Origin of the sequence: Alkalihalobacillus sp. NPDC127517, assembly GCF_050276055.1 — a bacterium.
Taxonomy (GTDB): domain Bacteria; phylum Bacillota; class Bacilli; order Bacillales; family Bacillaceae_D; genus Alkalicoccobacillus.
Genome location: NZ_JBNNQX010000003.1, coordinates 181,883 through 205,183, shown reverse-complemented (window position 1 = coordinate 205,183; position 23,301 = coordinate 181,883). Strand labels below are relative to the sequence as shown.

Below are 23,301 nucleotides of genomic sequence, written 5' to 3'. Positions count from 1 at the left end.
AAATTATGCCTCCCGTTTCATTAGTGAATGGATAGAGTGTTCGTCAATATAAAGCGTGATCGCTGAACCTTCTTCATGCGGTTTATGGTCATAGACCTTCCAAAGCTGTTCATGTGTATTTACAAAAATGACATAGCGGTCGCCCTCGTACATGCTTTTTGCCACAACACCCGATCTAAGAATGGTGTGTTTTCGAGGGCTTAGAGAGATATTTTCTGGGCGAATCATCTGATTTTCTCCTTCTAACCAGTTGGTCTTTCCAATAAAATTTGCCACATAGGAATTAGCTGGCGTGTGATAGATCTCTTCTGGAGACCCGGTTTGAACAACAGAACCGGCATCCATCACGATCATCGAATCGGACATCGCCATTGCTTCTGATTGATCATGAGTAACAAAAATTCCTTGGGATCCGATGGACTGAAGGATCGTCAATATTTCCTCGCGCATTTCATCACGTAGGACCGCATCAAGTGCGCTTAATGCTTCATCAAACAAGATCAATTTTGGCTGGATGGCAATCGCCCGTGCGAGAGCTACACGTTGTTGCTGACCACCAGACAAATCACCGGGCAACATGTTCGCTTTTGCTTCAAGTTTCACCCGACTCAGTGCCTCACGTGCCAGAGTCAGCCGCTCTCGTTTCGAGACTTTGCCACGAAGACCAAATGCGATGTTATTAAGCACATTCATGTGTGGCCACAACCCAAAGTCCTGAAAGACCATTGCGATCTCCCGCTTATTTGGCTTCACGTTGATCTTCTTTGTTTCAGAGAAAATCGTACGCTCATCAAATGTTAACTCGCCCGCGGTGGGTTCAGTTAGACCTGCCAGCATTTTTAATAAGGTGGTCTTTCCACAGCCTGATTGACCGAGGATGGTGACAAAGCTGTCTTTAATCGTGAGATCAATCGGTTTGACTGCTTGTACGGAGCCAAATCGTTTCTCGATCCCATTCAAGCGAATGATCATGTTACCCTCTCCTCATTTTTCTCTTCGTCTTTAGTTTAGGGACAAAGTATTTAGAAAGGATTAATAGATTGTTAACAATACGTTAAAACGATTCTGATAAACTTGACACATCGTTAGAATCTATCTAAATTACTGTAGGAGGATCCAGTGAATATTCAAAAGCTAAACGTCTTTCTCTCATTAGTTGAAACGAAAAAAATGACTCAAACCGCAAGACTTTTAGGGCTATCTACTCCAACTGTCTCGTTCCACATCAAATCATTAGAAGAGGAATACGGAGTGAAGTTATTTCGAACGAATGCCGGCGGCTACAAACTAACGGATGTTGGTGAAATGCTGTACCATTACGCAAAGCAGCTGAACCAGGTGAATCAGGCGATGGAGAAAAGTGTGGAGGATTATAAGCAAGGGGGACACGGCTCAATTACGCTTGGAGCAAGCGGTGTGCCGGCACAAATCTATATGCCTAAGCTGATTCATCAGCTGGCAGAACGCTATCCGAAAATTAAGGTATCACTCGACGTACAGACGGCCCCTGAAATTGAAAAAAAGCTCCTATTACAGGAGCTTGATTGTGGTTTAGTCATGGAAACAGGCAAAAAAGAACCGGAGCTACACTATGAATCCATTGCAAGTGACAAGATTGTACTCGCATTCAGCACATTACATCCTTTCTCAACCATGCCGAATGTTGAGAAGGTTAATATGAGGGGTCAGATCTTACTTGTACATAGACTTTCAAGTTCAACGGGTCATTTCTCGGAAACATGGCTAAGAGAACAGAATTTGGAGATGGAAATGATTCAGCTTGATTCTGTTTCAACGATTAGTCGAATGCTTTCTTACGGGAAGTCGGTTGCGCTGATTTCTAAGAAGTTAATTGAAAAGGAAGACCATCTGGCTTATATCGAGTTTGATAATCGGGAGCTCGAACGGCACATTTATTTTGTGTACCACCGAGAGTTGTGGATGGGAGCTCCGTTTAAACATTTTCAGGAGCTGGTAGGAGAAATAAGAGAATTGGATGACTCACTTATGATGAGTTAGATGACACATTGAACAAATACAATTGCAGAAAGCTTTCCTAGAAAAAGGGCGATAAGTAGTTTTTTATAAGAAGGCTTTTCTGGATGTTTAACCTGTTCATTTTCTTGTGGTCGCATGGATTTTCTCCTCCTTTTTACCATCTGATAACCTATTATATACCCATTCAAACCACCTTTTTACAGAAGGTGGCGGTTTCATAAAAAAGATTGATTCGGCAGCCGTAACATCTATGTAAAGTGGTTGAATGACGTCCGATAGATGTAGTAATACATGTTCGTCTCATGAGGACATGTGTAGATGAAACTTTAGGAATGGGGATCACACCATATGTCGAACACAAAAAGACGAGCACTAGCATCAAGATTACACACTTCATTAAAATCAAAACTAATCCTTTCTTTTTTATTGGTACTTATTATACCGAGCTTCTTAATTGCGATTATTTCCTTTCTCAGTGCAAGTCAGAACGTTGATAAGCAACTGAATGGTTCGGCTGAAGAGAGTTTATCGATCATAAATCATACAATTAGTAGTTTTATCTTAAATCAAAAGGAAAACATTGACTATCTGGCAAGTACAAGTGACACGGCATCATTTTTAGAGGAGGATACCCCAGAACAACGGAAGCTTTTAGATGATTTTCAAGCAGCACGTACAAATGTGGAGCTGACATTTGTGGGGACAGAGGAAGGGCATTTTATAAAATCACCAGCAAATCCGCCCTCTGCCCCAGACTATGATCCACGTGTACGTCCATGGTATCAGCAGGCATTTGAACAATCTGGAGAGATGATCGTTACTCCACCTTATGTATCAGCGTCATCAGGTTCTATTGTTACAACGGTAGCCAAAACAACAGAAGATGGACTAGGCGTAGCGGGTATTGATATTACGCTTGATGCATTAACGGATCTATTTTCAAGCATAAAAATTGGAGACCAAGGATATGTATTCTTGCTTGATAACGAGAATCGCTATTTGGCACATCCAACAGAAACGTTGGGAGAGCCTGCAAATGAGGCCTATCAAGATTTTCAAGAGTCTGATGCGGGTCAGATAGAGGCTGACCTAAATGGAGAAGCAACAACATTAAGCTTTCTAACGAATCCAGAAACAGGATGGAAGATTGTTGCGGTTTCCTTTGATAAGGAAGTAGGTCAGGCTACACAGCCAATCTTAATCACATCAGGAATTGTTACATTAGCCTCTATTGTTGTAGGAATGGCGCTTGTCTTACTATTGGTTCGATCCATTACTGGCCCTCTTCGCAAGTTAACAGACTCTGCTGAGCAGATGAGTGAAGGTGACTTGAGAGTAGTCTTTGATGTGACCTCAAATGAGAAAAATGAAATCAATCGACTGAGCCGGGCATTTGATACGATGAAGACTTCGCTTTCAAATATGATTTCACAGGTTCAGGATAAGTCTCAATATGTAGCTGCATCCGCTGAGGAGCTATCTGCAAGTGCAGAAGAAAATACAAAAGCAACAGAACAAATCTCAGCAGATGTACAGGAAATGGCACAGAAGGTGGATCGACAAAAAGATTTGATCCAACAAGGAAACGTGGCAACGAAGAAAATGACAGAGAGCGTCTCATCCGTAACGGACCGTGCGCATTCGGTGCTTCAACATACGGTACAGGCGACACAGGCTGTGGAAGACGGGCATGCGGCGATTTCGAGTAGCATTCAACAGATGCAGCAGGTAAAACAAACGGTTGAGGAGCTTTCAGTAAGTGTTACAGGTCTTGGCAGCAAAGCAACAGAGGTTACGAGAGTAATTGATGAGATTACTGGAATTGCAGAACAAACCAACCTTCTTGCTTTAAATGCAGCGATTGAAGCAGCACGTGCAGGCGAGCAAGGAAAAGGCTTTGCTGTTGTGGCTGAACAAGTCCGCAAGCTTGCAGAACAATCAGCGAACTCTGCCAAAGTAATCAAAACAACGCTTGAATCTGTTCAAAAAGAAACAAGTCGAACCACTGTAAAAATGAATGAAAGTACAGAACAAGTACAAAAAGGCATAGAAGTGGTGAACCAAGCGGGTACAACCTTTAACGTGGTAAAACATTTTATGGAGGGTGTCTCAGATAACGTTCAAAACGTTAACAAAGAAACCAAGCACCTCGATGCAGGGACCAAACAATTTATAGAAACGTTCAGAGAAATTGCTACGATTGCAGAGACGACTGCAGCAAATTCTGAAAACGTGACAGCATCCACAGAAGAGCAGCTTGCATCCATGCAGGAAATCGCAGCTTCTGTTACCAGCCTATCGCAAGTGGCGGAAGAGTTGCAGGACTTAGCGTTACGGTTTGAGTTAGAGAAAGAATAATGAAAGAGAAACCACACTCTGGATGACCAGAGTGTGGTTTTTCCTCTTACTTAATCGTCTGTCATACTGCGCTTAAAGAATACAACTACGAAAATAATGGAGGCAAGTACCCATAACGAGATGATACCAACAGGGAGCCATGAATTCGTATCATGAAGCTCGATTGCTTGAACAATCGGGAAAAATTCGATGATGGATGAGGCGATCTCATTTTTAACAAAGAAATCAAGCATTAATAGCAAGGGTGTAAATCCAAATAGGAACATGATCGGCATTGAATAGACGTACGTTGAAGCAATACTTTTTGCGAAGAGGCCAACGCCAATACCTATCATGAGAAAGAATATGAACAATAAAAAGATAGCAATGATGACACGTAGCTCTAATAAAGGCTCAAACCCAATAATAAATAAGGAGATAAAAAGAGCGACAACTGTGAGAAGGGCAGTGAGTAAACTCTTGCCGATGATAATATCCGCAAACGTTGCAGGCGATTGAATCAGGCCACGTAGCGTCTTTTTTTCGTTTTCTTCAGCCATCATTGTTAACATTGAATTAGTGGTAACAACAGAGAACGTGACGCCGATAATGGTGTAAATGAAGTAAATTAGTGCTTCATCTCCTCCGTCACTCATCTGGCTATACATTAATGCCATTACAATAGGAAGAACTGCCGTTACAAGTAAAGTCGTATTCTTCAAAAAATCCTTATAATCCTTTTCAAAAATGGCAGCTATGCGTTGAGTATTCATTAGACAAGCTCCTTTCCTGTAACTTTTAAGAAGATTTGGCCAAGCGTTGGATGGTCTGAATGCATGGACTTAATTTGATTGGTTGCGATTAGTTCTTGGATTTGGTTTGCATTTTCTGGTTTGTTCATGATCACCATCTGATGACCATCATGAGTCTCAACGTGAAATGCACCTGTAGAGTACTTATGTCTAAGCGCAGCTGGACTATCGACTTCTTGCAGCTCACCATCATGAAGGAACGCAACGCGATCACATAACTCTGTCGCCTCTTCCATATTATGGGTTGTTAAGAAGATGGTTGTTCCGGCTTCGTTTAGTCGTTGCAATCCACGATGAATATGCGTCATGTTTCCGGGATCGAGTGCAGATGTTGGTTCATCTAGAAAAACAAGCTCTGGTTTATGAATCAATGCTTTAGCGAGAAGAACGCGTTGCTTCATTCCTTTTGATAATTTTGAAACGATACGAGAACCGTCATCCTGTAAATTAACTTCTTTTAAAAGAACATCAATCTGTGAAACGGGCACCCCGTATAATTTACAAAAAAGTTTTAAGTTGTCATACACTGTTAGTCGTTCGTATAAAGAGCTGTTATCAGATAAGATACCAATCTTTGATTTAAATGAAGCAGATCCAAATTTAGATGATTCCATTCCTAGAACATTCACCTCTCCAGACGTTGGTGATAACTCTCCTGTGAGGATTTTATTTGTTGTTGTTTTACCAGATCCACTTGGTCCAAGTAAGCCGAAAATTTCTCCCTTTTTAACATGTAGGGTTACATTTTTAATGGCTGTGTGTGAGCCAAATGTCTTCTTTAATCCGTTTACTTCAATTACGTTTTCCATATTGTTGCCCTCCCTTGTTTATCTGCTTCTATCATAGACCGCACAAGGGATTGCTGCATTCGAATGAGTATGAAATGTACCTAAAAGAAGACGAATGGTACCCATTTTGCTCTTGAAAGGTGTCTAATTCTAGTTACTTTTATGGATTATTTTTATGAACGGTACCTAACGCAAGCTGAATCTTTCTTGAATCTCCTGGATCTTTGTCCGCGATAACGGAATGGTCGATTGAACACTATTATCAATTCGAAGTGAATACGCATTTTTGGACCATGTGATAATTTCACGTACTTTTTGCAGATTTACAATATAAGATCGGTGGCATCGATAAAATCCGTATACATTTAACTTCTTTTCAATCTCTGAAAGTGTGAGATCCATCAGGTAAGATTGATCATTAATCACAATCTTACCTTTTCCATCCTGACTTTCTATGTAATCAATCTCTAATGGGTCAAATAGGATGATCTTGTCATCAACTTTCGCTGGGATTTTAAACAAATGATCAAATGAGGTTTTGGGTATGGCCCCTGCTTCCTCGTCATTTTGCTCCTCATCAATCTCTATTTTCTTTAAGCCGCTTTGTTGCAGCTTATAAGGGATGTCCCCTAAAAGGAGTGCATGCTCCATATTCGAAACAAAGATTAAAGTCGGGATCGCGTCTTGTTTCATTCGTTCAAGCATTGAGATAAATGTTTGGGTCGTTAGAACGTCTACTCCATGAATGGGTTCAACAAAGACCATGGAGCTAGGCGCACTAAGTAAATACTTAATATAATGAACTCTGCGAACCTCAGAAACAGAACATCTATGTAACGGTTTTTTCGCTATGGAAGCTAATTCAAATTGAACAAGAATGTCGTGCAACGTTAGTTTACATCCAAACCATTTATGATAAAAAGAAACATTCTCTTGTACTGTGAGTCGAGTATACAAACCGTCCTTTTGATCAAAGATGGGAGTGGTTATTTGAGTTTGTAATTTCTTAATAATCTCTGTTTGCAAATCCATATTGCTATAGACTGTAGTCACTTCTTTATCACTTGTAGTTAGAGAAAATGCTGGAATAGATTCAGATGAAATCATATCTTGATCAATGCTGAAAGTAGTCATGACGTTACCCCTTTGTACAATCATTCTTGTAGTCTTCTTTTAAGCGTACAATATTGGAGACTATTGTCAATTTAAAAATTTGTATTATTTCCTCGAAAATAATTTGTCGCTCGTTCTATCTGTTATACTATGAATATAACAGATAGAACGAAAGGGGGGCAGAAAGTGATCATTACGCTCGATTTTGAATCAAAGGATGCGATTTATACTCAAATTACTCAGCAAGTCATGATTGGGATAGCAAAGGGCGAGCTCCAACCAAACGATGCCTTACCATCAGTTCGTTCATTAGCTTCTGATATAGGAATCAATTTGCATACAGTGAATAAAGCGTACCAGCAGTTAAAACAGGATGGATACATATTAATTCATCGACAAAAAGGTGTTGTGGTTCACCCTGAGGGAGTAAAAAAGGCTGATGCTGCTTACATTGAGAGTCTCAAACATACGCTTAAGCCGATTATGGCCGAAGCACTATGTAAAGAGTTAAAGGAAGATGAACTAATTAGTCTATATAAAGAAGTATTATCTGAGTTTCGTAAAGGAGGCGAGTGAGAATGACTACAAGTACACTGGTTGCCATGTTATTATTAATATTCTTACCAATTGCCTTGATTCGTGCGAGGACACCTTATTTAACTCGTAGGACTGAGAGCTTAGGCGTGACGATTCCAGAAAGCGTGGCTACTACTTGGTAGTGTGCTGGCTACAGCAATTGGAATACCTATTTTAAATATGGTATAGAGGATTAAAATTCATTCAAATGAACGATAGCCAAACTACTCTCATATTGTATACTAGGTATTAGTTTATCTTAAACGATGGGGTGCAAGTATAATGAACCTTGAAACAATTTTTCAAGAATTAAGAACAACTATAAAACCTGAAAATGTCAGACTCCAAGAGCCTCTTAAAGGCCATGTCTATACAAGGCTTGGTGGGAATGCAGACTTGTTTGTTACTCCAGAGAGTGTTGATGAATTGAGAGTTGCATTAGATATCCGCAAAGCACATGATATTCCGCTAACAATCCTTGGCAGCGGTTCTAACGTGATTATTAAAGACGGTGGCATTCGTGGGATGACGATTGGCATGGGTAAATTAACGAATCTCTTTATAGAAGGAGACAAGATGATTGCTCAAGCTGGAGGAACCATCATCGGTGCATCGAGAAAAGCGCTGGACCACAACTTGTCAGGACTTGAGTTTGCTTGTGGAATTCCAGGAAGTGTTGGCGGCGCATTGTATATGAATGCCGGCGCCTATGGTGGGGAGATCTCCGAGGTATTAGAACGAGCAACCGTGATAACCAAGGAAGGCGAGATTCTCACAATCGAAAAAGAAGACTTAGCCCTAGGTTACCGGAAAAGTACGTTCCAAAGCCATGACTACATTATTCTTGAAGGTGAGTTTAAGCTGACAGCTGGAGATCCAGTCGTCATCAAGGCAAAAATGGATGCACTGACCGAAGCGAGGGAATCCAAACAGCCACTTGAGTATCCTTCATGTGGTAGTGTCTTTAAGCGTCCGCCTGGTCACTTTGCAGGAAAGCTCATTCAAGACAGTAATCTACAAGGAACAAGAATTGGTGGAGCGGAAGTATCCAAAAAGCACGCAGGCTTTATTGTGAATATTGATGGAGCCACCTCAAAAGATTATCTAGATCTAATTAAGCTTGTCCAACAAACAGTAAAAACCAATTTTCAGGTTGAACTGGACACTGAGGTCATTGTACTTGGTGAAGACCTTGAATAACGAAGGAGAAGTGTAGAATTCACTCTACGCTTCTTTTTTATAGTAAAATAAGGAAGATTCATACATACATTCATTTAATCGGGGGTCACTAGATGAAAAAGGTAGAAAAGATGGATAAGCACTTAGAGCAGATCGAGTCACCTCTTCAAACATCTGATATTCAAAAGGTCGTACAAGCTTCATATGAAATGGAGCTAAGTGACAAAATCGTGCAGGACCAAACCTTCAGCGAATTTTTAAAAGAAAACCACTCCGGACAAGAGATTCGCCAATTTATTAATGAAACCTACGGAATCAATCTCGATGCCATCTCTGCTCTAGATGGATCATGCATTTCCCTTTACTCCAAAAATCAGTGGATCGTTCAGGATGATCAAGATTTATTTGTTGTAAGGACAGGCATTGGTGATGTTGACGTAAAAGTTTACCCAACGAAACGATTTAAAAACAAAACCAACTCATCTTCACTACCGAGCGTATTAAAAAATGCGTTACAATCGCTTGGCTATCATCCAGATGAACAGAGCGGAGGCTACTACTACATCAATCCAACTGGACAAGCTGTGCCAGATTCCTTTAAAGGACAGACGATGGGAGCGATTATGCAGGCGGTGCGGGGGATGGAAGAGCGTTAGTAAGAAGAATACATGAATGAGTAAGGAGGAAGCAGATTTTATCAGGAATCTCTTCCTCTTACCAAGCGAAACGCAATTTTTAGTAAGCTCACAGGGGGGACAATTAAGAAATGACCCTCAATACTAAGAAGGTTCTATGTTTTACCCACAACAGGGTTCCGTTACCAAGGTCAGTAATTCCGTTAGCAAGGAAGACCAGGTGCTTACTAAGAGATTTGAGGTGATAAGCAAGACCATCACCTTAAATGAAGGATAGAACCGCCTTAGCAAGACTAATCCCCACTTCAGCAAGAACGCCCGCTCAATACAAAGAAAACTAGCATCCTAATAACCATGCATGACCCTACCCACAAAAAAAAGACTACCATCATACTCGGCAGTCTCACACTTCTCATATTTACTTTCCAAACGAAGACAAAAACTTCACTCGATCTCCCATTGGAGGGGTGTTCTGATCAATTAGGACAACTTCTAGTACAGCGGGTCCATTGCCGTTCGTTAAATGATCGATCGTTGCTTGGTTCAAATCATTCATGGAGTTCACACGGAAGCTTGGAACCCCCATTCCAGCTGCCATTGCGCTAATATCAATTTGTTGTTGTTCAAATGATGGATGGGTGCGCTTGAACTGCAATGCATGTCCATGATAAACCATCCCTAGTCGGGCGTTGTTCATAACAACAAAGAGGATAGGGAGATTGTATTCTTTTGCTGTTAAAATTTCCATGCCGTGCATAAAGAAGCAGCCATCACCTGTTACACAAACAACGGGACGATCTGGTTCTGCTAGCTTTGAACCGATTGCCGAACCAATGCCGGTTCCCATTGCGCCAAAGTGAACGTTTATGCCAAAGGTATCCGGTTCCTTAACGCTCATGTGGTTGATCACATATGCCATAAACTCTCCGATATCAATCGTATATCGTGTTGAAGTCGGAAGAAGCTGCTGTAGGCTCAGCAAGACATTTTTCGTATTGTAGTCTTCAAAATTTGTCTCTTCCTCGACAAGCTTATGCTCATAGCTAGTTTGAGTTAGTCCTCTGTTACGCAATTCTTCTATTAAAAATGCAAGACTTAGATTAATATCTCCGTGTACGGGCAAGTCGGTTGTGTACTTACGGTTAAAGACCGTTTCGTCAAAATCCAATTGGATCATAAAACGATTTTCAGTTAGCTTCACGTTATAGTTATTGGATGCTGTCTCTCCAAGGCTTGACCCGACAACAAGTAATACATTTGCATCTCCCTCGGCAATAAGGTTAGATGCTGCCGCGTGTCCAGCAAAGCCGTAGACTCCAATCAGAAGAGGGTGGGTATCAGGTATGTACCCTTTTGCTTGTGGTGTTGTAAGGATAGGCCAATCTAATAACTCTGCAAGTTCTACTAATTGTTCAACAGCGCCTCTGACCCCTTGGCCGACAAAAACGATTCCTTTTTCACGTGATACGAGCTCGTCCGCTACGTGTTTGATCGTTTGTAGGTCAGGAACAAGTTGTTCTCTTGATGGAAGGGTAGGAACGGTTAGATTGTCTACGCTTCCATGCTGCACATCAATTGGAAGGGCAACATGCACAGGACCAGGAACGCCAGAGATAGCGATTTCACAAGCTTTGGCAATCTCACTTAAAACATTTCCCGCTTCGTTGACGGTTACACTATACTTCGTTACGGGACGGAAGATGGGCTCGGCATCTAATTCCTGAGATGCATTTAAGCCAACGGTGTTAACGGGCACAGCGCCAGTGATAAATAAAACAGGTAAGTGCTCCCGCATTGCATTTGCGGCACCAGTTACTAGATTTGTTCCACCAGGACCACTGCAACCAACAGCAACACTCAGCTGACCTGAGTATTTAGCATAGGCTGCGGCCATGTAGGTCGCGGCGCCCTCATGCTTTGTCACAACAGGGGTTAACTCTTTCATGTCATACAGTTCATCAAATAGTGCGTTTACCGAACCAGCTGGAATACCAAAGATGTGTGTCACACCATTCTCTTTCAAATACTCTAAGACCAAGCGTGCAGCTTTCATTATGACAATCTCCTTGTCTCCTTTGGATTATATAACCAGATACTACTGGAAATATTTTATCATAATGTCGGTCGATTGTACTGGTTTACTGAAAAAATATCCCTGCATTCGCTCGCAATTTAATGAAAGTAAAAAGTCAGCGTGTTCCTTTGTTTCGACACCTTCTGCAATCACATTCAAATTAAGGTTATGAGCAAGAGTAATAATTGTTTTTGTAATCGCTGCATTATCCTTAAGCATGTCTTGAACAAAGGAACGATCAATTTTTAACGTAGAGATAGGCAAATTCTTTAAATAACCCAATGATGAATAACCTGTCCCAAAATCATCAATCTCAAGCTTAATGCCTAAGTCATTTAATTGTTTCATTGTGTGTACAATAGACTCTGTATTCTTTACGATTACATTTTCCGTTAATTCGAGATGAAGATATTCAGGTAAGACGCCTGTTTCCTCAAGGACATGTTGAACCGTTTCTACTAATTTATCGTGTTCAAACTGTTGAACGGATAGGTTTACAGCCATCGTAATGAGTGGTGCACCAGAATCATGCCATTCTTTTAGTTGTTTGCACGCTTGTTTTAGCACCCATTCACCAATGGGAACAATCAAACCGGTTTCTTCTGCAATCGGAATAAATGTATCAGGAGGGATCATGCCTTTAACGGGGTGATTCCACCTTAATAATGCTTCTACCCCTTTAATTGTATTGGAGCGATAATCAATTTGTGGTTGATAATACACCGATAATTCATTCTGCTCTAATACCTTATAAAGATCATTTTCCAGTTTAATGTGATCAACCGTTCGTTTATCCATTCGTTCACTGAAGAAGTGATAACTGTTTCCTGGGATCGCCTTTGACTTATACATCGCTGTATCGGCATGTTTAATAAGAACTTCTCCTGCAATTCCGTTAGCCGGGTATATGCTTACACCAATACTTGTTTTTACAAAAATCTCTGTCTCTTCAATTTGAAAGGGGGTACTAAACGCTTCCTGAATGCAGTTAATTTCTTTCCTTATATCATTTTCATTCTTAATAGTTGGTAGGAAAATAGTGAATTCATCTCCACCCTGTCTTGAAACCGTGGCCCCTTTTGGCACGCATTCGGTTAATCGTTTAGCTACATCTTTTAATAACTGATCACCATAGCTGTGACCGAATGTGTCATTAACAAGCTTAAACCGATCCAAATCAAGTGAAAGAATTGCAGCCTTCTCGTTGTTTATCTTTGCGTACTTTAATCCTTGTGATAGCCGATCTGAGAGCAACGCACGATTAGGCAGATTCGTTAAGCTGTCAAAATAAGCATGGAAACGCACCTCTGAAGTCCGTTCTTCAATGATCATTTCTTGCTTTTCCATATAGATCAGATTAGCTAATGTTGATGCGGTTGCATCCACAATGGATTGAGCGAGCTCGATCTCTGCCTCTGTATATAAAATGGATTCCTTCTTTAGGTTAACGATGGAAATCTGTCCTAAAATACGTCCCATTGAGATCAATGGAAACATCGCTAATCCCTTAATTCCAAAGTTGCGACACAAGTCGAGATTTGGTCTGCCATCTGTATAAACATCCGGAATAATAATTGGCTTTTTGGTTGCAAAAACTTCCTGCATAACAAGGTCATTACTTTGATCAAAATTCGTATTCTCATGCGTCTTCTTCCAGTTTTCCTCTGTCCAATCACTATCTTTACTTAGCTTGGCAGGTTTTACTTTCTTTTCAGCAATGGGATCTAATAAGTGAACACCAATATTAGGATTGTCCAAAACCTTTGCTAAATAAGAGAAGCACAAATCTATGCTTTCCTGTAGAGAGGAACACATGGATAGTTCGCGTGTCACATCAAGCAGCGTTTGTTTATCCAAGATAAGCTGCTCCTTGTGAGTAAGTGTGTTGGCATTTAGGATGGCAACACCTGCCATACTAACGTAGGCTTCAACGGTTTGAATCTCTTTCTCCGTTAAGTTCATAGCGATTCCGTAATCAAATAAAAAGACAAGGCCAAACAGTTCATCTTCAAAAGAGATCGGAAGCACTAACAACGATTTAATGGAGAACCCTTCCACTGCTCTTGGATCGGGACGCTGATCCTTAGACGTATCAGGAATGTAGATAGTCTTTCTTGTTTCAATGACTTCTTTCGCTAATAAATCGTATTCTGTATCAATGACATGCATGTCTAGTGTCCACCCATTAAGTGTTTCGGGTTTTCCAACGTAGCCCCTGAATGTTCCGTCTTTTTGAGGCAAGTAAATGCCAACAGAATCACAACGAACAATTTCTTCGGATATAGCCTGGATAACCTGTTCCAGCATGTCTCGTAATTCAAGCTTTGTATTAATTAACTTTGTAATATTAGCAAGTCGAGAATATCTCGTCTGTTCTTCGTTCACTCAAAGGCCTCCATTCAAATATCATAGATTTCACACGGTAATTCATTCATGGCACGGGTATTTTATAGTCTTTATTTCATATTACCTTAATCCTAGTAATTTTAGTGTGAAATTGTTGAAATTAGTCGAAAGTTTATAAAAAAAGCATAGCCACTAGACTATGCAAGATAAAAACAAAAAGTTAGATACTCGTAAATCCTCCATCTATCACAAAATCCGAGCCTGTTGTAAACGAACTTGCATCGCTTGCTAGATAAACAGCAATGGCTTGCAGTTCCTCCGGTTTTCCGATCCGGCCGAGTGGTGAGACGCTTTCCCATTCATTTATGAGTGGTTTTAAGTCGGGAGAGTTGAGTGTCAGTTCTGTTCCGATATAGCCCGGACTTATTGTGTTAACTCGCACGCCTTTTTTTGCCCATTCCACTGCAAGTGACTTACTTAATTGTATGACTCCTGCTTTAGAGGCGTTATACGAAGCTTGTGGCTGGGGTACATTCACGATATGAGCTGACATTGAGGCTGTATTAATGATCGTTCCTTTTCCTTGTTCAAGCATTATTTTACCAACAGCCTGAGAGGTTAGGAAGACACCCGTGAGGTTAATATCTATGACCTTTTTCCATTGCGTGAAGGTCATTTCCTCGGCAGGAGCATTGATACAAATACCTGCGTTGTTAAAGGCAATGTCAATTCGCCCGTACTCATTTATCATCTCAGCAATCATTCGTTCCACATCCTCAGGATTGGTTACGTCTGTTTTTATTGCAATTGGATGTGTACCTGTTGCTTGTTTGATTGAAGCGACTGTTTTTCTGGCTTCCTCCATATCAAGGTCTACAATCGCAACGTCTGCTCCAGCCTCCGCTAGGGCAGTGGCGATACTTTTTCCAATACCTCTTGCTCCTCCAGTTACATACGCTTTCTGACCTGTTAATTTAAATTTCTCAATGATGCTCACTCAATTCACTCCTTTTTTTGTAAGAATGATGTTCTAATGCTCTATAACCTTTTTTAGAAAAAAGTAAGCAAACTATAGTAAAAAGAAAATAAAGGAACTAGATACAATTTAAAGTTTAGCTTCTAGTAACTTGGTGAATAGGAGGGTAGAGAGAAGAAAAGGGGAGGAATGCTAGATGAAAAAGGCCATTGTACTTACGGTAACAGGCGCTGTCTTCTTAGCAGCGTGTGGTAGTGAGGAAGAAAGTCAGACCGCAGCAGCAAATGAAACAGAGGAAACCGGCACAGAAGAAGCGGTGAATGAAGAAACGGAGACGGATAAAGATTCGGAGGATACACCTTCAGCAGAGGAGATTGTGGAAGAAGCCATTGCTTTTTATGATGGAGTAACTAGTCTTTATATGATCTCAGAAGGAGAAGTTGGTGTAGATTTTGATGGAGAGCAGGAAAATGTACCTGAAGGTGATGTCTCAACAGCTATTACTGAAACGCACTGGAACTTCATTCAAGATGGAGAGCTGTATACACGCATGGAGTTAGATTTTTCAATTGATGGTGAAGAGGATGGCGAGGCTTTTTCTGATGACATGCCGACCACTTATCAATTTAGTGACCTTGATGATCCTGTTTTCACGATTACATACGATGAAGGAGACGAGGAAGCCATTCGCTATGAACAAGGTGTCGATCCCACGCAAGAAGATTTTTCAGACTGGGCCAGTTTATACGAGGGTCTTTTAGAGAATGCGGAGCTGACGTATGTTGGAGAAGAAGAGGTTAATGGTTTCTCGACCTATCATATCGAGGCAGATCGTGACGGACAGGTAACCGAATATTGGTTTGATCAAGAAACCTTCTATGAAATTAAAATGGAAAGTGAGATTGCGGTAGAGGACGCGGAGCATGCGGCTGGAGATACGAGTAGCTCGGGCGCAGTCATTGATTATGAAGTGAATCCTGACTTTGATGAATCTCTTTTCCAAGCGCCAGATAATGTAGAAGTCGTTGATGGAGAACTTGAAGACACGTTCGGTTCAAATATGGATAACTAAAGGTGGTCTATAATAGATGACAACGTATTCTGTAGACGAATTTTTAAACAAAACCAAGCAGCAGAAAACCTCCACGGATTCATTTGCTCTACAGTCTGAACGAATTTTAGAAATAGATCTCAGTGGAGAGATTTGGTCGAAAATGGGGTCAATGATTAGTTATCAAGGCGAGATTACATTTGAACGTGAAAGAATTCTAGAACACGGTTTAGGACGTGCATTTAAGAAGTCATTTACCACTGAAGGGCAGGAGCTCATGAAGGCTACTGGTGAAGGCAGACTATTCCTCGCCGATCAAGGTAAGAGGATTACCATACTTGAACTTGGTAACCAACAAATTACGGTAAACGGAAATGACTTGCTTGCATTTGAACCGACCGTTGAATGGGATATTGAAATGATGCGGAAGATGGCTGGATTAATGTCTGGTGGATTGTTTAATGTGACATTAAATGGCCACGGCAAGGTAGCGATCACCACTTATTTTGAACCACTTACATTAGAAGTAACACCAGAGCAGCCTGTATACACAGACCCGACCGCAACAGTCGCCTGGTCAGGAGATCTTAAACCAGAATTTCACACAGACATTAGTTACCGGACATTCCTTGGGAAAGGCAGTGGCGAGTCAATCCAAATGAAGTTTACTGGAAGTGGATTTGTTATTGTACAACCGGGATTTGAAGTGGAATAAAATTTTGAGAAACGGCTCCTATGTAGTCGTTTCTTTTTGGTAATGGTAAACGAAAACGAATGAATACAAATAAGGACAGTGACTCCCGCGAATTCGGTCATAGTATTCATTTGTGAAAACGATTACAATAATAAAAAGGAAAGAAGGAGTGGTTAAAATGGTACGCAAAGCAAGTGTCATGAAGGTGTATAAAGACCAATACGCAGAATACAAGAAACGCCATGATGAATTGTGGCCAGAGATGGAAATCATGCTTAAAGAACATGGAGTCAGTGAGTATTCAATCTTTTTATTAGAGGAAACCGGACAATTATTTGCCTACCTTCATGTTGAGGATGAGGCCATCTACGACCGTGTATCAGAAACAGACATCTGCAAGAAGTGGTGGTCTTATATGGAACCATTAATGGAAACGAATGAGGATCATAGTCCGGTAGCTAGAGAGTTGAACGAAGTGTTTTATTTAGCTTGATATCTTTTATATTCAATCTGTCTATCTAAATAGGCGGATTTTTTATTATAGTAAAGAAAAGAGAATGCGAAGGTGGGAGAATGAATTCAAGAGTTGAGTATTTTATTGGCTTTATAGAGCGTAGATGGGGGTTAACGAACTACACCTTGCACAAACATACCGTTTTGCAGGAAGTGAACGCGATATATGAAACAAAGTATGTGTTATGTACAGAATGGCTGCCAAAAAGTGTAGATGGTGTAACAGAAGACGACGTGTATCCTGAAGGGGCAGCGACGATTGAGCTGGATATTCATGAACAGACATTTACTCGAGTGAACTTCATAGGAGGTATTACCTTTTCGGATCACTCTTACTCCTTTTCAAATCAAACTGAGATTATTAAATGGGTTGAAGGAGAGACTGGACTGATTTATCAAAAGTCATTTATGCACGAACGAAAAGAAGAGCAAAGTTATACGTTTAAAAGCTGTATTGATGGGATTTCAACCTATCCAGGTGGATTGATTCAGGTAGAGTGGAATGAGCAGAATCAGTTGACCTTCTTTTCGAAGCAAGGTATTTTTGTCGATCAAGGAATGACTAAGAAAGGAATGGATCTTTTACAAGTAGAGGATGTTTATGATCTATTTGAACGGCAGGTGGATCGGTATGCCATTCCAGACTTTGATCAAGAAGTCATAAATGAGGTTTATATGATAGAGGAGTTGTTTGTACGACACGATTTAAAGAAAACATACCCTTATTCTCTCCTTGAACGTCCTTATATTCAATTGAACAAGCCGTTGATATGGATGAAGGCAGGAGAACGTAAGACGGTAAGAACAGAATTCTCAATGAGCCGTGAAGTATCGATTAAAACGGCACTTGAAAACGAAGAAAGCTTAGACGCTCAACCAATCACAAAGAGTAGTCAATTGAGAGTAATGGAAGTTGTTGCAGAGTATGTTTCTTCCTTTTACCCGAATGATAGTGGGAAATGGATGCTTTCATTCTTGTTTCGGGAATGGGGGCTTCTTCAAGCAGTTGTTCGTCCAGTTGAAAATGGGGCGAGGGGATTTCAAACCAAGCTTGTTTTTATGATTGATCCCAAAAGCTATGAAGTATTGAACATCTTGGATACGAGTGACTTTGCCACGATGTATAAATCGTTTAAGAAACCTGGTGATCTAAAGGTTCATAAAGAAGAAGCCGTCCATGAACTATGGGAGCACATGACTCTTGAATCTTACTATGTCTACGACGAGGAAGAAGATCACTTTGTACTCTGTGGTAAATTGGACTGCCAAAAAGCAGTTCTCGCCGATAGCGGAACCGTGTTAGACGAGAAAGAGATTTAGAGGAAGGGAACCCCCTTCCTCCTTATTATCACTTATCCTCAACCATCCGATATCTTAAAGCCAGTAGTAACGCTGGAATCGTTGAAACCACCATACCCAAAAAGGCATAACCTGGCTTGATTTCGTATAAATACCCACCAAATAAGGTAAAGACAGCAGTGCTCCAACTTAGTGCAAGCGCTGAGTACAGACCTTGTACCTTTGGAATTTGGTGCTGCGGGATGTAGCGAATCAAGTATTGCATAAATGCGTAGTGAGCCATGGCAAACGAGCATGCATGAAGAATTTGGGCAAAGGAAAAGACGATGACACTTGGAAAAGTAAAGACCAACACCCAACGAAGTGAGGATCCGAGTGCAGCCAGTGCAAGTAGAGATCCAATAGAGAACCGTTTAAATCCACGATCTGCCGTAGAGAAAAAAATGATCTCAGCCATGACAGCAATGTTGATAATCACACCAATCATATAATCTGGTGCACCGATATCCTGCAAATAGATGTACCCATAATTATAGTAAGATGCATGAGCAGCTTGCAGTAAAACAACAATGAGAAGCACTAGCCAAAAATGTTTCATATGAAACATTTTCATGAAACCACCTGTCATTGCTGGGTTTTTAACAGGTTTTTCGGATAAAATGGGTGGTGCTTTTTGAAAGGCTAACAATACTAGAACTGAAATCCCAAGTAGGAAAGCATAATAAATAACGTCCTCGCTGTAGGCTGTAATAAAAAGGGAAAGAACAATACCCACAGTGACAAAACCAATAGAACCCCACTGACGCGTTTTGCCGTAATGCTCCAATTGTTTATGCTGCACTAATCGACTTGCAGCTGTATCTAATATCGGCATGAGTGGTGGATAGAAAAAGTGAAAGAAAATCGTAACGAGAAGCAGACTAGTAAAGGTATAAGATGGAATATAGCAAAGAACCGAAACCAATGTTCCAATAGCTGCTCCCTTAAGAACAATCTTATTACTGAAGCGGCCTGACAAGTACGGAAAGGCAAAAAGCGTAGAAAGTCCACGTGCCACCAACCCCATACTCATAATTAAGCTTGCCTCTGTGATTGAGAGGTTTTTTGAATAGACCAACCATCCTGTCCAAAAAGGCAGGAAAATTCCCCAGGTAACAAAGAAACTAAAAAATTGCGTGCTCATCCAGCGATGTGTATTCATGATGCATCCTCCATTCTTATGCATGGTATCATGTTAAAGACGTTTAAAAATAGGAGGTTTCTCATATTTGAGGTGGAAGATGAATAAGGTACCCTTAGAAAAAATGAATCAATACTTTAAAAACCATCCCATTGCTCATCACTTTTCTTTTCAGGTCTTAGAATACATGACTGTTCATGAATTTCAACGAAACGAATGGATTGTTCGCGAGGGCGCAAAACCTGATGCACTATTTTATATGATAAAAGGAAAGGCAAAGATCTATACAACTCACCAAAACGGAAAGGTTTCACTCATTAACTTTGTGAATCCAGGCGATTACATCGGGGAGATGGAGCTTCTTCATGAGAATTATTACTCCAAAGGTATACAGGCTGCGGCAAAAACAGTTTGTTATTCAATTCCACTTAATACGTGTAGGACAAAACTATTAGAAGATGTAGTATTTCTTCGGGGGCTTGCAATCTTTTTAAGTAAGAAGGCAACGTTTATGTCGACGAAGTCTTCTCAAAGTCATGCCTTTCCCCTTGAAAATCGTCTTGCTCACTTTATTTTAGAACTGGCTGATCAAGGAATTTATCGAGAGAAGCACGTAACGGTGTGTGATTATCTTGGCGTTTCGTACAGACACTTATTGCATGTGCTGCATTTATTCTGTGAAAAGAGGTATTTGAGTAAAGAAGGCAAGGCATATCACATTCAGAATAAAGAGTCATTGCAAAAACTTGCTGATGGCCTGAGTTAAAACGACTAATAACAAAGGCATCTAAATTTAATTTATAAGATTAACAAGAGCGGACGAAAATACATATAGTAAGTAAAAAGTCTACGATATGTATGAGAAGCTATACCGATATACCTAGATTTCCCACAATATTTTATGTAAAAAAGCGTGTGATATTTTAAATTGGTCCTGAAGGTGATACAATAAGAAAAGTACAATTTCAACATTTTTCTTCGAATCTTAACGTATAAGGACTGAAAATATATGACGAACACACAAAGTACGGACGTTATATTGATTGGTGCTGGCATTATGAGCTCAACGTTGGGCGTTCTGTTAAAAGAATTAGCACCGAACTGGAAGATGACAGTTTTTGAAAAGCTATCAAACGCAGGAGAAGAAAGTTCAAATGAATGGAATAATGCGGGGACGGGGCATGCCGCCTTATGTGAATTAAATTACACAGCAGAAAAGCCTGATGGTACGATGGATATTAGCAAGGCAATTAACATTAATGAGCAGTTTCAAGTTTCTATGCAGTTTTGGTCTTATTTGGTTAGCCAAAGCAGAATCCAAGATCCGCAGGAATTCATTAAAACGTTACCTCATATGAGTATGGTACAAGGCCAGGCTAATATTGAATTTCTTAAAAAACGTTTTAAAGCGCTTTCAGAAAACCCTCTCTTTAAAGGGATGGAATTTACAGAAAATCCAGAGAAATTGATGGAATGGATCCCACTTATGATGGAAGGTCGTCTTCAAGAGGATCACATTGCAGCAACAAAAATTGATACGGGTACAGATGTAAACTTCGGCTCTTTAACACACAAAATGTTTGATCATCTAGAATCTTTAGGTGTCGATATGAATTACCAACATACTGTAACCAATTTATCACGCACAAATGATGGGTTATGGGAAGTAAAAGTACGTAATCTTGAAAGCGGTACAACGACTACACACACAGCTAAGTTTGTCTTTATTGGTGGTGGGGGAGGCAGTCTTCACCTCCTTCAAAAGACAGGTATTCCAGAAGGTAAACACATTGGTGGCTTTCCGGTAAGTGGAATCTTCATGGCCTGTAACAATCCTGAAGTAGTGAATCAGCATCATGCGAAGGTGTACGGCAAGGCGAAGGTTGGAGCACCACCTATGTCTGTACCGCATCTTGATACACGTTTTATTAATAACCAAAAGATGCTTTTGTTTGGACCATTTGCTGGATTCTCGCCGAAGTTCTTAAAGCATGGATCTGTGTTGGACCTCTTCACATCTGTGAAAGCGGATAACTTAGTGACAATGCTTGCAGCGGGTGCAAAGAACATGTCTTTAACAAAGTATTTAATTCAGCAGGTTATGCTTTCTAAAGAGCAGCGAATGAAGGACTTGCGTGATTTTATTCCGAATGCCAAGTCAGAGGATTGGGATCTTGTCATTGCCGGCCAACGTGTTCAGGTTATCAAGGATACAGAAGCAGGCGGAAAAGGGACACTTCAATTTGGAACAGAGGTGATTAGTGCAGAGGATGGTTCAATTGCTGCACTACTTGGGGCTTCCCCAGGCGCATCAACAGCTGTTCATGTCATGCTCGATGTGATTAAGCGCTGTTTCCCTGCTCATATGAAAGAGTGGGAAGGGAAGATCAAGGAAATGGTTCCATCCTATGGGCAATTGTTAATGAACAATCAAGAGCTTCTTGATCATGTGCATGCAACGACAGCTGAAGTACTGGAATTAAACGATCCGACTAAGACGAGTGGTACTCATTTTTTAAAGCAAGCGTAATTTTATAAAGCATGAGCTGATTGAGGAGGACTCAATCAGCTTTTTTTATTGGCTTTTCAGATATTGGATATATTTTATCAATTTTAGGATTACGACAATGCAGAAGCTACTATACGATAGAGCTAGCTACAAAAAGGAGGGGAATTTATGAAAGCGCTTAAATTAACAGTTCTAACTGCAGGAGCGGTGGCCATCATGGCTGGTTGTGGAAATTCTAGTTCAGGTTCTGGTGAAGGTGAGCTTGTCATTTATACCACACGAAGTGAAAACTTAAACGAAGCCGTGATCCCGAATTTTGAGAAAGAAACAGGGATAAAGGTTCAAACGATTTCAGCTGGAACAGGGGAAGTGGTTACACGGGTTGAGTCAGAACGAAATAATCCTCAGGGAGATATCCTTTGGGCAGCCGATGTGACTATGCTGCACGATAAAACAGATTTATTCGAGGAGTATGTGTCACCCGAAGATGAATTTATGATGGAAGGCTTTAAAAATACGACTGGCTTCTTTTCTCCTGCCTTCTCTGATCCAACTGTATTTATCGTTAATACAGATCTAGTGGGAGACATTCAAATTGATAGCTTTCAAGACTTATTAAACCCTGAATTAAAAGGTCGCATTGCCTTTGGTGACCCGGTGAATTCAAGCTCTGCGTTTCAATCACTTGTTGCCATGCTCTATGCAGCTGGTGACGGTGACCCCATGGCAGATGAAGCTTGGGATTTTGTAGAACAGTTCATGGCTAACCTCGATGGAAAGGTGCAGGGGAGCTCTGGGCAGGTGCATAAAGGCGTGGCAGATGGAGAGTATGTTGTAGGTCTGACTTGGGAAGATCCAGTTATTCATTATATGCAAAGTGGAGCAGCAGTGGATGTTGTCTTTCCATCAGAAGGTGTGGTTTATCCAGGGCAGTCCGTTCAAATTATTAAAGGGACTGACAATCTAGAGGGAGCCCAGAAATTCATTGATTACGTCTTATCAGAGGAAGTACAAAGCCGGACAGGGATGGAGCTTACGGTTCGTCCCCTGCGCGACAATATAGAAGTGGCAGACTATATGACTCCACAGGACGAAATCTCACTTTTTGAAGACTACGATGAGGATTACATTATTGAACACACAGATGAAATCACAGCACGTTATGTTGATGTTTTAGAACAATCAATGAATTGATTAGAGAGACATGTAGAGTCTACGAGC

General features: G+C 40.7%; 21 protein-coding genes. 13 read left to right on the top strand and 8 right to left on the bottom strand.

Translation table 11 applies throughout. From position 1 onward, the window contains the following. Nucleotides 1-3: 3 nt before the first annotated feature. A complete protein-coding gene (locus ACQKKO_RS05195) occupies nucleotides 4-972 on the bottom strand; it encodes an ABC transporter ATP-binding protein (protein ID WP_498644994.1) in 969 nt (322 codons plus the stop codon). A gap of 147 nt (nucleotides 973-1,119) precedes the next feature. Here ACQKKO_RS05195 and ACQKKO_RS05190 point away from each other — a divergent pair, with 147 nt between their 5' ends. Both ACQKKO_RS05190 and ACQKKO_RS05185 read left to right on the top strand, forming a co-directional pair. After that, nucleotides 1,120-2,019, top strand: coding sequence for a LysR family transcriptional regulator (locus ACQKKO_RS05190; RefSeq protein ID WP_498644992.1), 900 nt, complete (start codon nucleotides 1,120-1,122; stop codon nucleotides 2,017-2,019). Between the two features lie 327 nt (nucleotides 2,020-2,346). Further along, nucleotides 2,347-4,356 (top strand): methyl-accepting chemotaxis protein, encoded by a 2,010-nt coding sequence (locus ACQKKO_RS05185; RefSeq protein WP_498644990.1) that lies wholly within the window; start codon nucleotides 2,347-2,349, stop codon nucleotides 4,354-4,356. A 50-nt stretch (nucleotides 4,357-4,406) separates the two neighbouring features. Here ACQKKO_RS05185 and ACQKKO_RS05180 read toward each other — a convergent pair whose 3' ends face one another. The 3 genes from ACQKKO_RS05180 to ACQKKO_RS05170 form a co-directional block, all read right to left on the bottom strand. Further along, entirely contained in the window at nucleotides 4,407-5,108 is a 702-nt protein-coding gene (locus ACQKKO_RS05180) for an ABC transporter permease (RefSeq protein WP_498644988.1), read from the bottom strand. Next, entirely contained in the window at nucleotides 5,108-5,956 is an 849-nt protein-coding gene (locus ACQKKO_RS05175) for an ABC transporter ATP-binding protein (protein WP_498644986.1), read from the bottom strand. Before ACQKKO_RS05175 ends, ACQKKO_RS05180 begins: the two co-directional genes overlap by 1 nt. 165 nt (nucleotides 5,957-6,121) lie before the next feature. Continuing rightward, the gene (locus ACQKKO_RS05170) at nucleotides 6,122-7,069 is read right to left on the bottom strand and encodes a LytTR family transcriptional regulator DNA-binding domain-containing protein (protein WP_498644984.1); all 948 of its coding nucleotides are present in this window, start codon (nucleotides 7,067-7,069) and stop codon (nucleotides 6,122-6,124) included. A 165-nt stretch (nucleotides 7,070-7,234) separates the two neighbouring features. Between ACQKKO_RS05170 and ACQKKO_RS05165 the strand changes: the two genes are divergently transcribed. The 4 genes from ACQKKO_RS05165 to ACQKKO_RS05150 all read left to right on the top strand — a co-directional run bounded on the left by ACQKKO_RS05165 (nucleotide 7,235) and on the right by ACQKKO_RS05150 (nucleotide 9,459). Then, nucleotides 7,235-7,624 carry a GntR family transcriptional regulator gene (locus tag ACQKKO_RS05165; protein WP_498644982.1) on the top strand — a complete coding sequence of 130 codons (390 nt, stop codon included), beginning with the start codon at nucleotides 7,235-7,237 and terminating at the stop codon, nucleotides 7,622-7,624. A 2-nt stretch (nucleotides 7,625-7,626) separates the two neighbouring features. Then, nucleotides 7,627-7,767 (top strand): hypothetical protein, encoded by a 141-nt coding sequence (locus ACQKKO_RS05160; RefSeq protein ID WP_498644980.1) that lies wholly within the window; start codon nucleotides 7,627-7,629, stop codon nucleotides 7,765-7,767. 139 nt (nucleotides 7,768-7,906) lie between these two features. Next, nucleotides 7,907-8,824, top strand: coding sequence for a UDP-N-acetylmuramate dehydrogenase (gene murB, locus ACQKKO_RS05155; protein WP_498644978.1), 918 nt, complete (start codon nucleotides 7,907-7,909; stop codon nucleotides 8,822-8,824). 92 nt (nucleotides 8,825-8,916) lie between these two features. Next, nucleotides 8,917-9,459, top strand: coding sequence for a hypothetical protein (locus ACQKKO_RS05150; protein WP_498644976.1), 543 nt, complete (start codon nucleotides 8,917-8,919; stop codon nucleotides 9,457-9,459). Nucleotides 9,460-9,856: 397 nt separating this feature from the next. On the opposite strand, the gene ACQKKO_RS05145 is transcribed toward ACQKKO_RS05150, so the two are convergent. The 3 genes from ACQKKO_RS05145 to ACQKKO_RS05135 form a co-directional block, all read right to left on the bottom strand. Beyond that, nucleotides 9,857-11,491, bottom strand: a complete 1,635-nt coding sequence (locus ACQKKO_RS05145) for a thiamine pyrophosphate-binding protein (RefSeq protein ID WP_498644974.1) — start codon at nucleotides 11,489-11,491, stop codon at nucleotides 9,857-9,859. A gap of 42 nt (nucleotides 11,492-11,533) precedes the next feature. Next, a complete protein-coding gene (locus ACQKKO_RS05140; RefSeq protein WP_498644972.1) occupies nucleotides 11,534-13,897 on the bottom strand; it encodes a sensor domain-containing phosphodiesterase in 2,364 nt (787 codons plus the stop codon). 181 nt (nucleotides 13,898-14,078) lie between these two features. Continuing rightward, a complete protein-coding gene (locus ACQKKO_RS05135) occupies nucleotides 14,079-14,855 on the bottom strand; it encodes an SDR family oxidoreductase (RefSeq protein WP_498644970.1) in 777 nt (258 codons plus the stop codon). 175 nt (nucleotides 14,856-15,030) lie between these two features. On the opposite strand from ACQKKO_RS05135, the gene ACQKKO_RS05130 reads away from it, so the two are divergent. The 4 genes from ACQKKO_RS05130 to ACQKKO_RS05115 all read left to right on the top strand — a co-directional run bounded on the left by ACQKKO_RS05130 (nucleotide 15,031) and on the right by ACQKKO_RS05115 (nucleotide 18,412). Beyond that, nucleotides 15,031-15,906 carry a hypothetical protein gene (locus ACQKKO_RS05130; RefSeq protein ID WP_498644968.1) on the top strand — a complete coding sequence of 292 codons (876 nt, stop codon included), beginning with the start codon at nucleotides 15,031-15,033 and terminating at the stop codon, nucleotides 15,904-15,906. 16 nt (nucleotides 15,907-15,922) lie between these two features. Next, the gene (locus tag ACQKKO_RS05125) at nucleotides 15,923-16,600 is read left to right on the top strand and encodes an AIM24 family protein (RefSeq protein WP_498644966.1); all 678 of its coding nucleotides are present in this window, start codon (nucleotides 15,923-15,925) and stop codon (nucleotides 16,598-16,600) included. Between the two features lie 157 nt (nucleotides 16,601-16,757). Further along, nucleotides 16,758-17,072, top strand: coding sequence for an L-rhamnose mutarotase (rhaM, locus tag ACQKKO_RS05120; protein ID WP_498644964.1), 315 nt, complete (start codon nucleotides 16,758-16,760; stop codon nucleotides 17,070-17,072). Between the two features lie 80 nt (nucleotides 17,073-17,152). Then, nucleotides 17,153-18,412 (top strand): hypothetical protein, encoded by a 1,260-nt coding sequence (locus ACQKKO_RS05115; RefSeq protein ID WP_498644962.1) that lies wholly within the window; start codon nucleotides 17,153-17,155, stop codon nucleotides 18,410-18,412. 28 nt (nucleotides 18,413-18,440) lie between these two features. On the opposite strand, the gene ACQKKO_RS05110 is transcribed toward ACQKKO_RS05115, so the two are convergent. Continuing rightward, nucleotides 18,441-19,592, bottom strand: coding sequence for an MFS transporter (locus ACQKKO_RS05110; RefSeq protein ID WP_498644960.1), 1,152 nt, complete (start codon nucleotides 19,590-19,592; stop codon nucleotides 18,441-18,443). A 79-nt stretch (nucleotides 19,593-19,671) separates the two neighbouring features. On the opposite strand from ACQKKO_RS05110, the gene yeiL reads away from it, so the two are divergent. The 3 genes from yeiL (at nucleotide 19,672) to ACQKKO_RS05095 (ending at nucleotide 23,274) form a co-directional block, all read left to right on the top strand. Then, on the top strand, nucleotides 19,672-20,337 hold the full coding sequence (yeiL, locus tag ACQKKO_RS05105) for a transcriptional regulator YeiL (RefSeq protein WP_498644958.1): 666 nt from the start codon (nucleotides 19,672-19,674) through the stop codon (nucleotides 20,335-20,337). Nucleotides 20,338-20,580: 243 nt separating this feature from the next. Next, nucleotides 20,581-22,101: a malate:quinone oxidoreductase gene (locus ACQKKO_RS05100; RefSeq protein ID WP_498644956.1), complete on the top strand. Its 1,521-nt coding sequence runs from the start codon at nucleotides 20,581-20,583 to the stop codon at nucleotides 22,099-22,101. Between the two features lie 147 nt (nucleotides 22,102-22,248). Next, nucleotides 22,249-23,274 (top strand): extracellular solute-binding protein, encoded by a 1,026-nt coding sequence (locus tag ACQKKO_RS05095; RefSeq protein WP_498644954.1) that lies wholly within the window; start codon nucleotides 22,249-22,251, stop codon nucleotides 23,272-23,274. Nucleotides 23,275-23,301 lie beyond the last annotated feature (27 nt).

Excerpts from the sequence above, each read along its gene's own strand:
- ACQKKO_RS05195 (WP_498644994.1), bottom strand. The coding sequence starts at position 972 with ATGATCATTCGCTTGAATGGGATCGAGAAACGATTTGGCTCCGTACAA.
- ACQKKO_RS05185 (WP_498644990.1), top strand. The coding sequence starts at position 2,347 with ATGTCGAACACAAAAAGACGAGCACTAGCATCAAGATTACACACTTCA.
- ACQKKO_RS05180 (WP_498644988.1), bottom strand. The coding sequence starts at position 5,108 with ATGAATACTCAACGCATAGCTGCCATTTTTGAAAAGGATTATAAGGAT.
- ACQKKO_RS05175 (WP_498644986.1), bottom strand. The coding sequence starts at position 5,956 with ATGGAAAACGTAATTGAAGTAAACGGATTAAAGAAGACATTTGGCTCA.
- ACQKKO_RS05170 (WP_498644984.1), bottom strand. The coding sequence starts at position 7,069 with ATGACTACTTTCAGCATTGATCAAGATATGATTTCATCTGAATCTATT.
- ACQKKO_RS05160 (WP_498644980.1), top strand. The coding sequence starts at position 7,627 with ATGACTACAAGTACACTGGTTGCCATGTTATTATTAATATTCTTACCA.
- murB (WP_498644978.1), top strand. The coding sequence starts at position 7,907 with ATGAACCTTGAAACAATTTTTCAAGAATTAAGAACAACTATAAAACCT.
- ACQKKO_RS05150 (WP_498644976.1), top strand. The coding sequence starts at position 8,917 with ATGAAAAAGGTAGAAAAGATGGATAAGCACTTAGAGCAGATCGAGTCA.
- ACQKKO_RS05145 (WP_498644974.1), bottom strand. The coding sequence starts at position 11,491 with ATGAAAGCTGCACGCTTGGTCTTAGAGTATTTGAAAGAGAATGGTGTG.
- ACQKKO_RS05130 (WP_498644968.1), top strand. The coding sequence starts at position 15,031 with ATGAAAAAGGCCATTGTACTTACGGTAACAGGCGCTGTCTTCTTAGCA.
- ACQKKO_RS05125 (WP_498644966.1), top strand. The coding sequence starts at position 15,923 with ATGACAACGTATTCTGTAGACGAATTTTTAAACAAAACCAAGCAGCAG.
- rhaM (WP_498644964.1), top strand. The coding sequence starts at position 16,758 with ATGGTACGCAAAGCAAGTGTCATGAAGGTGTATAAAGACCAATACGCA.
- ACQKKO_RS05115 (WP_498644962.1), top strand. The coding sequence starts at position 17,153 with ATGAATTCAAGAGTTGAGTATTTTATTGGCTTTATAGAGCGTAGATGG.
- ACQKKO_RS05110 (WP_498644960.1), bottom strand. The coding sequence starts at position 19,592 with ATGAATACACATCGCTGGATGAGCACGCAATTTTTTAGTTTCTTTGTT.
- yeiL (WP_498644958.1), top strand. The coding sequence starts at position 19,672 with ATGAATAAGGTACCCTTAGAAAAAATGAATCAATACTTTAAAAACCAT.
- ACQKKO_RS05100 (WP_498644956.1), top strand. The coding sequence starts at position 20,581 with ATGACGAACACACAAAGTACGGACGTTATATTGATTGGTGCTGGCATT.
- ACQKKO_RS05095 (WP_498644954.1), top strand. The coding sequence starts at position 22,249 with ATGAAAGCGCTTAAATTAACAGTTCTAACTGCAGGAGCGGTGGCCATC.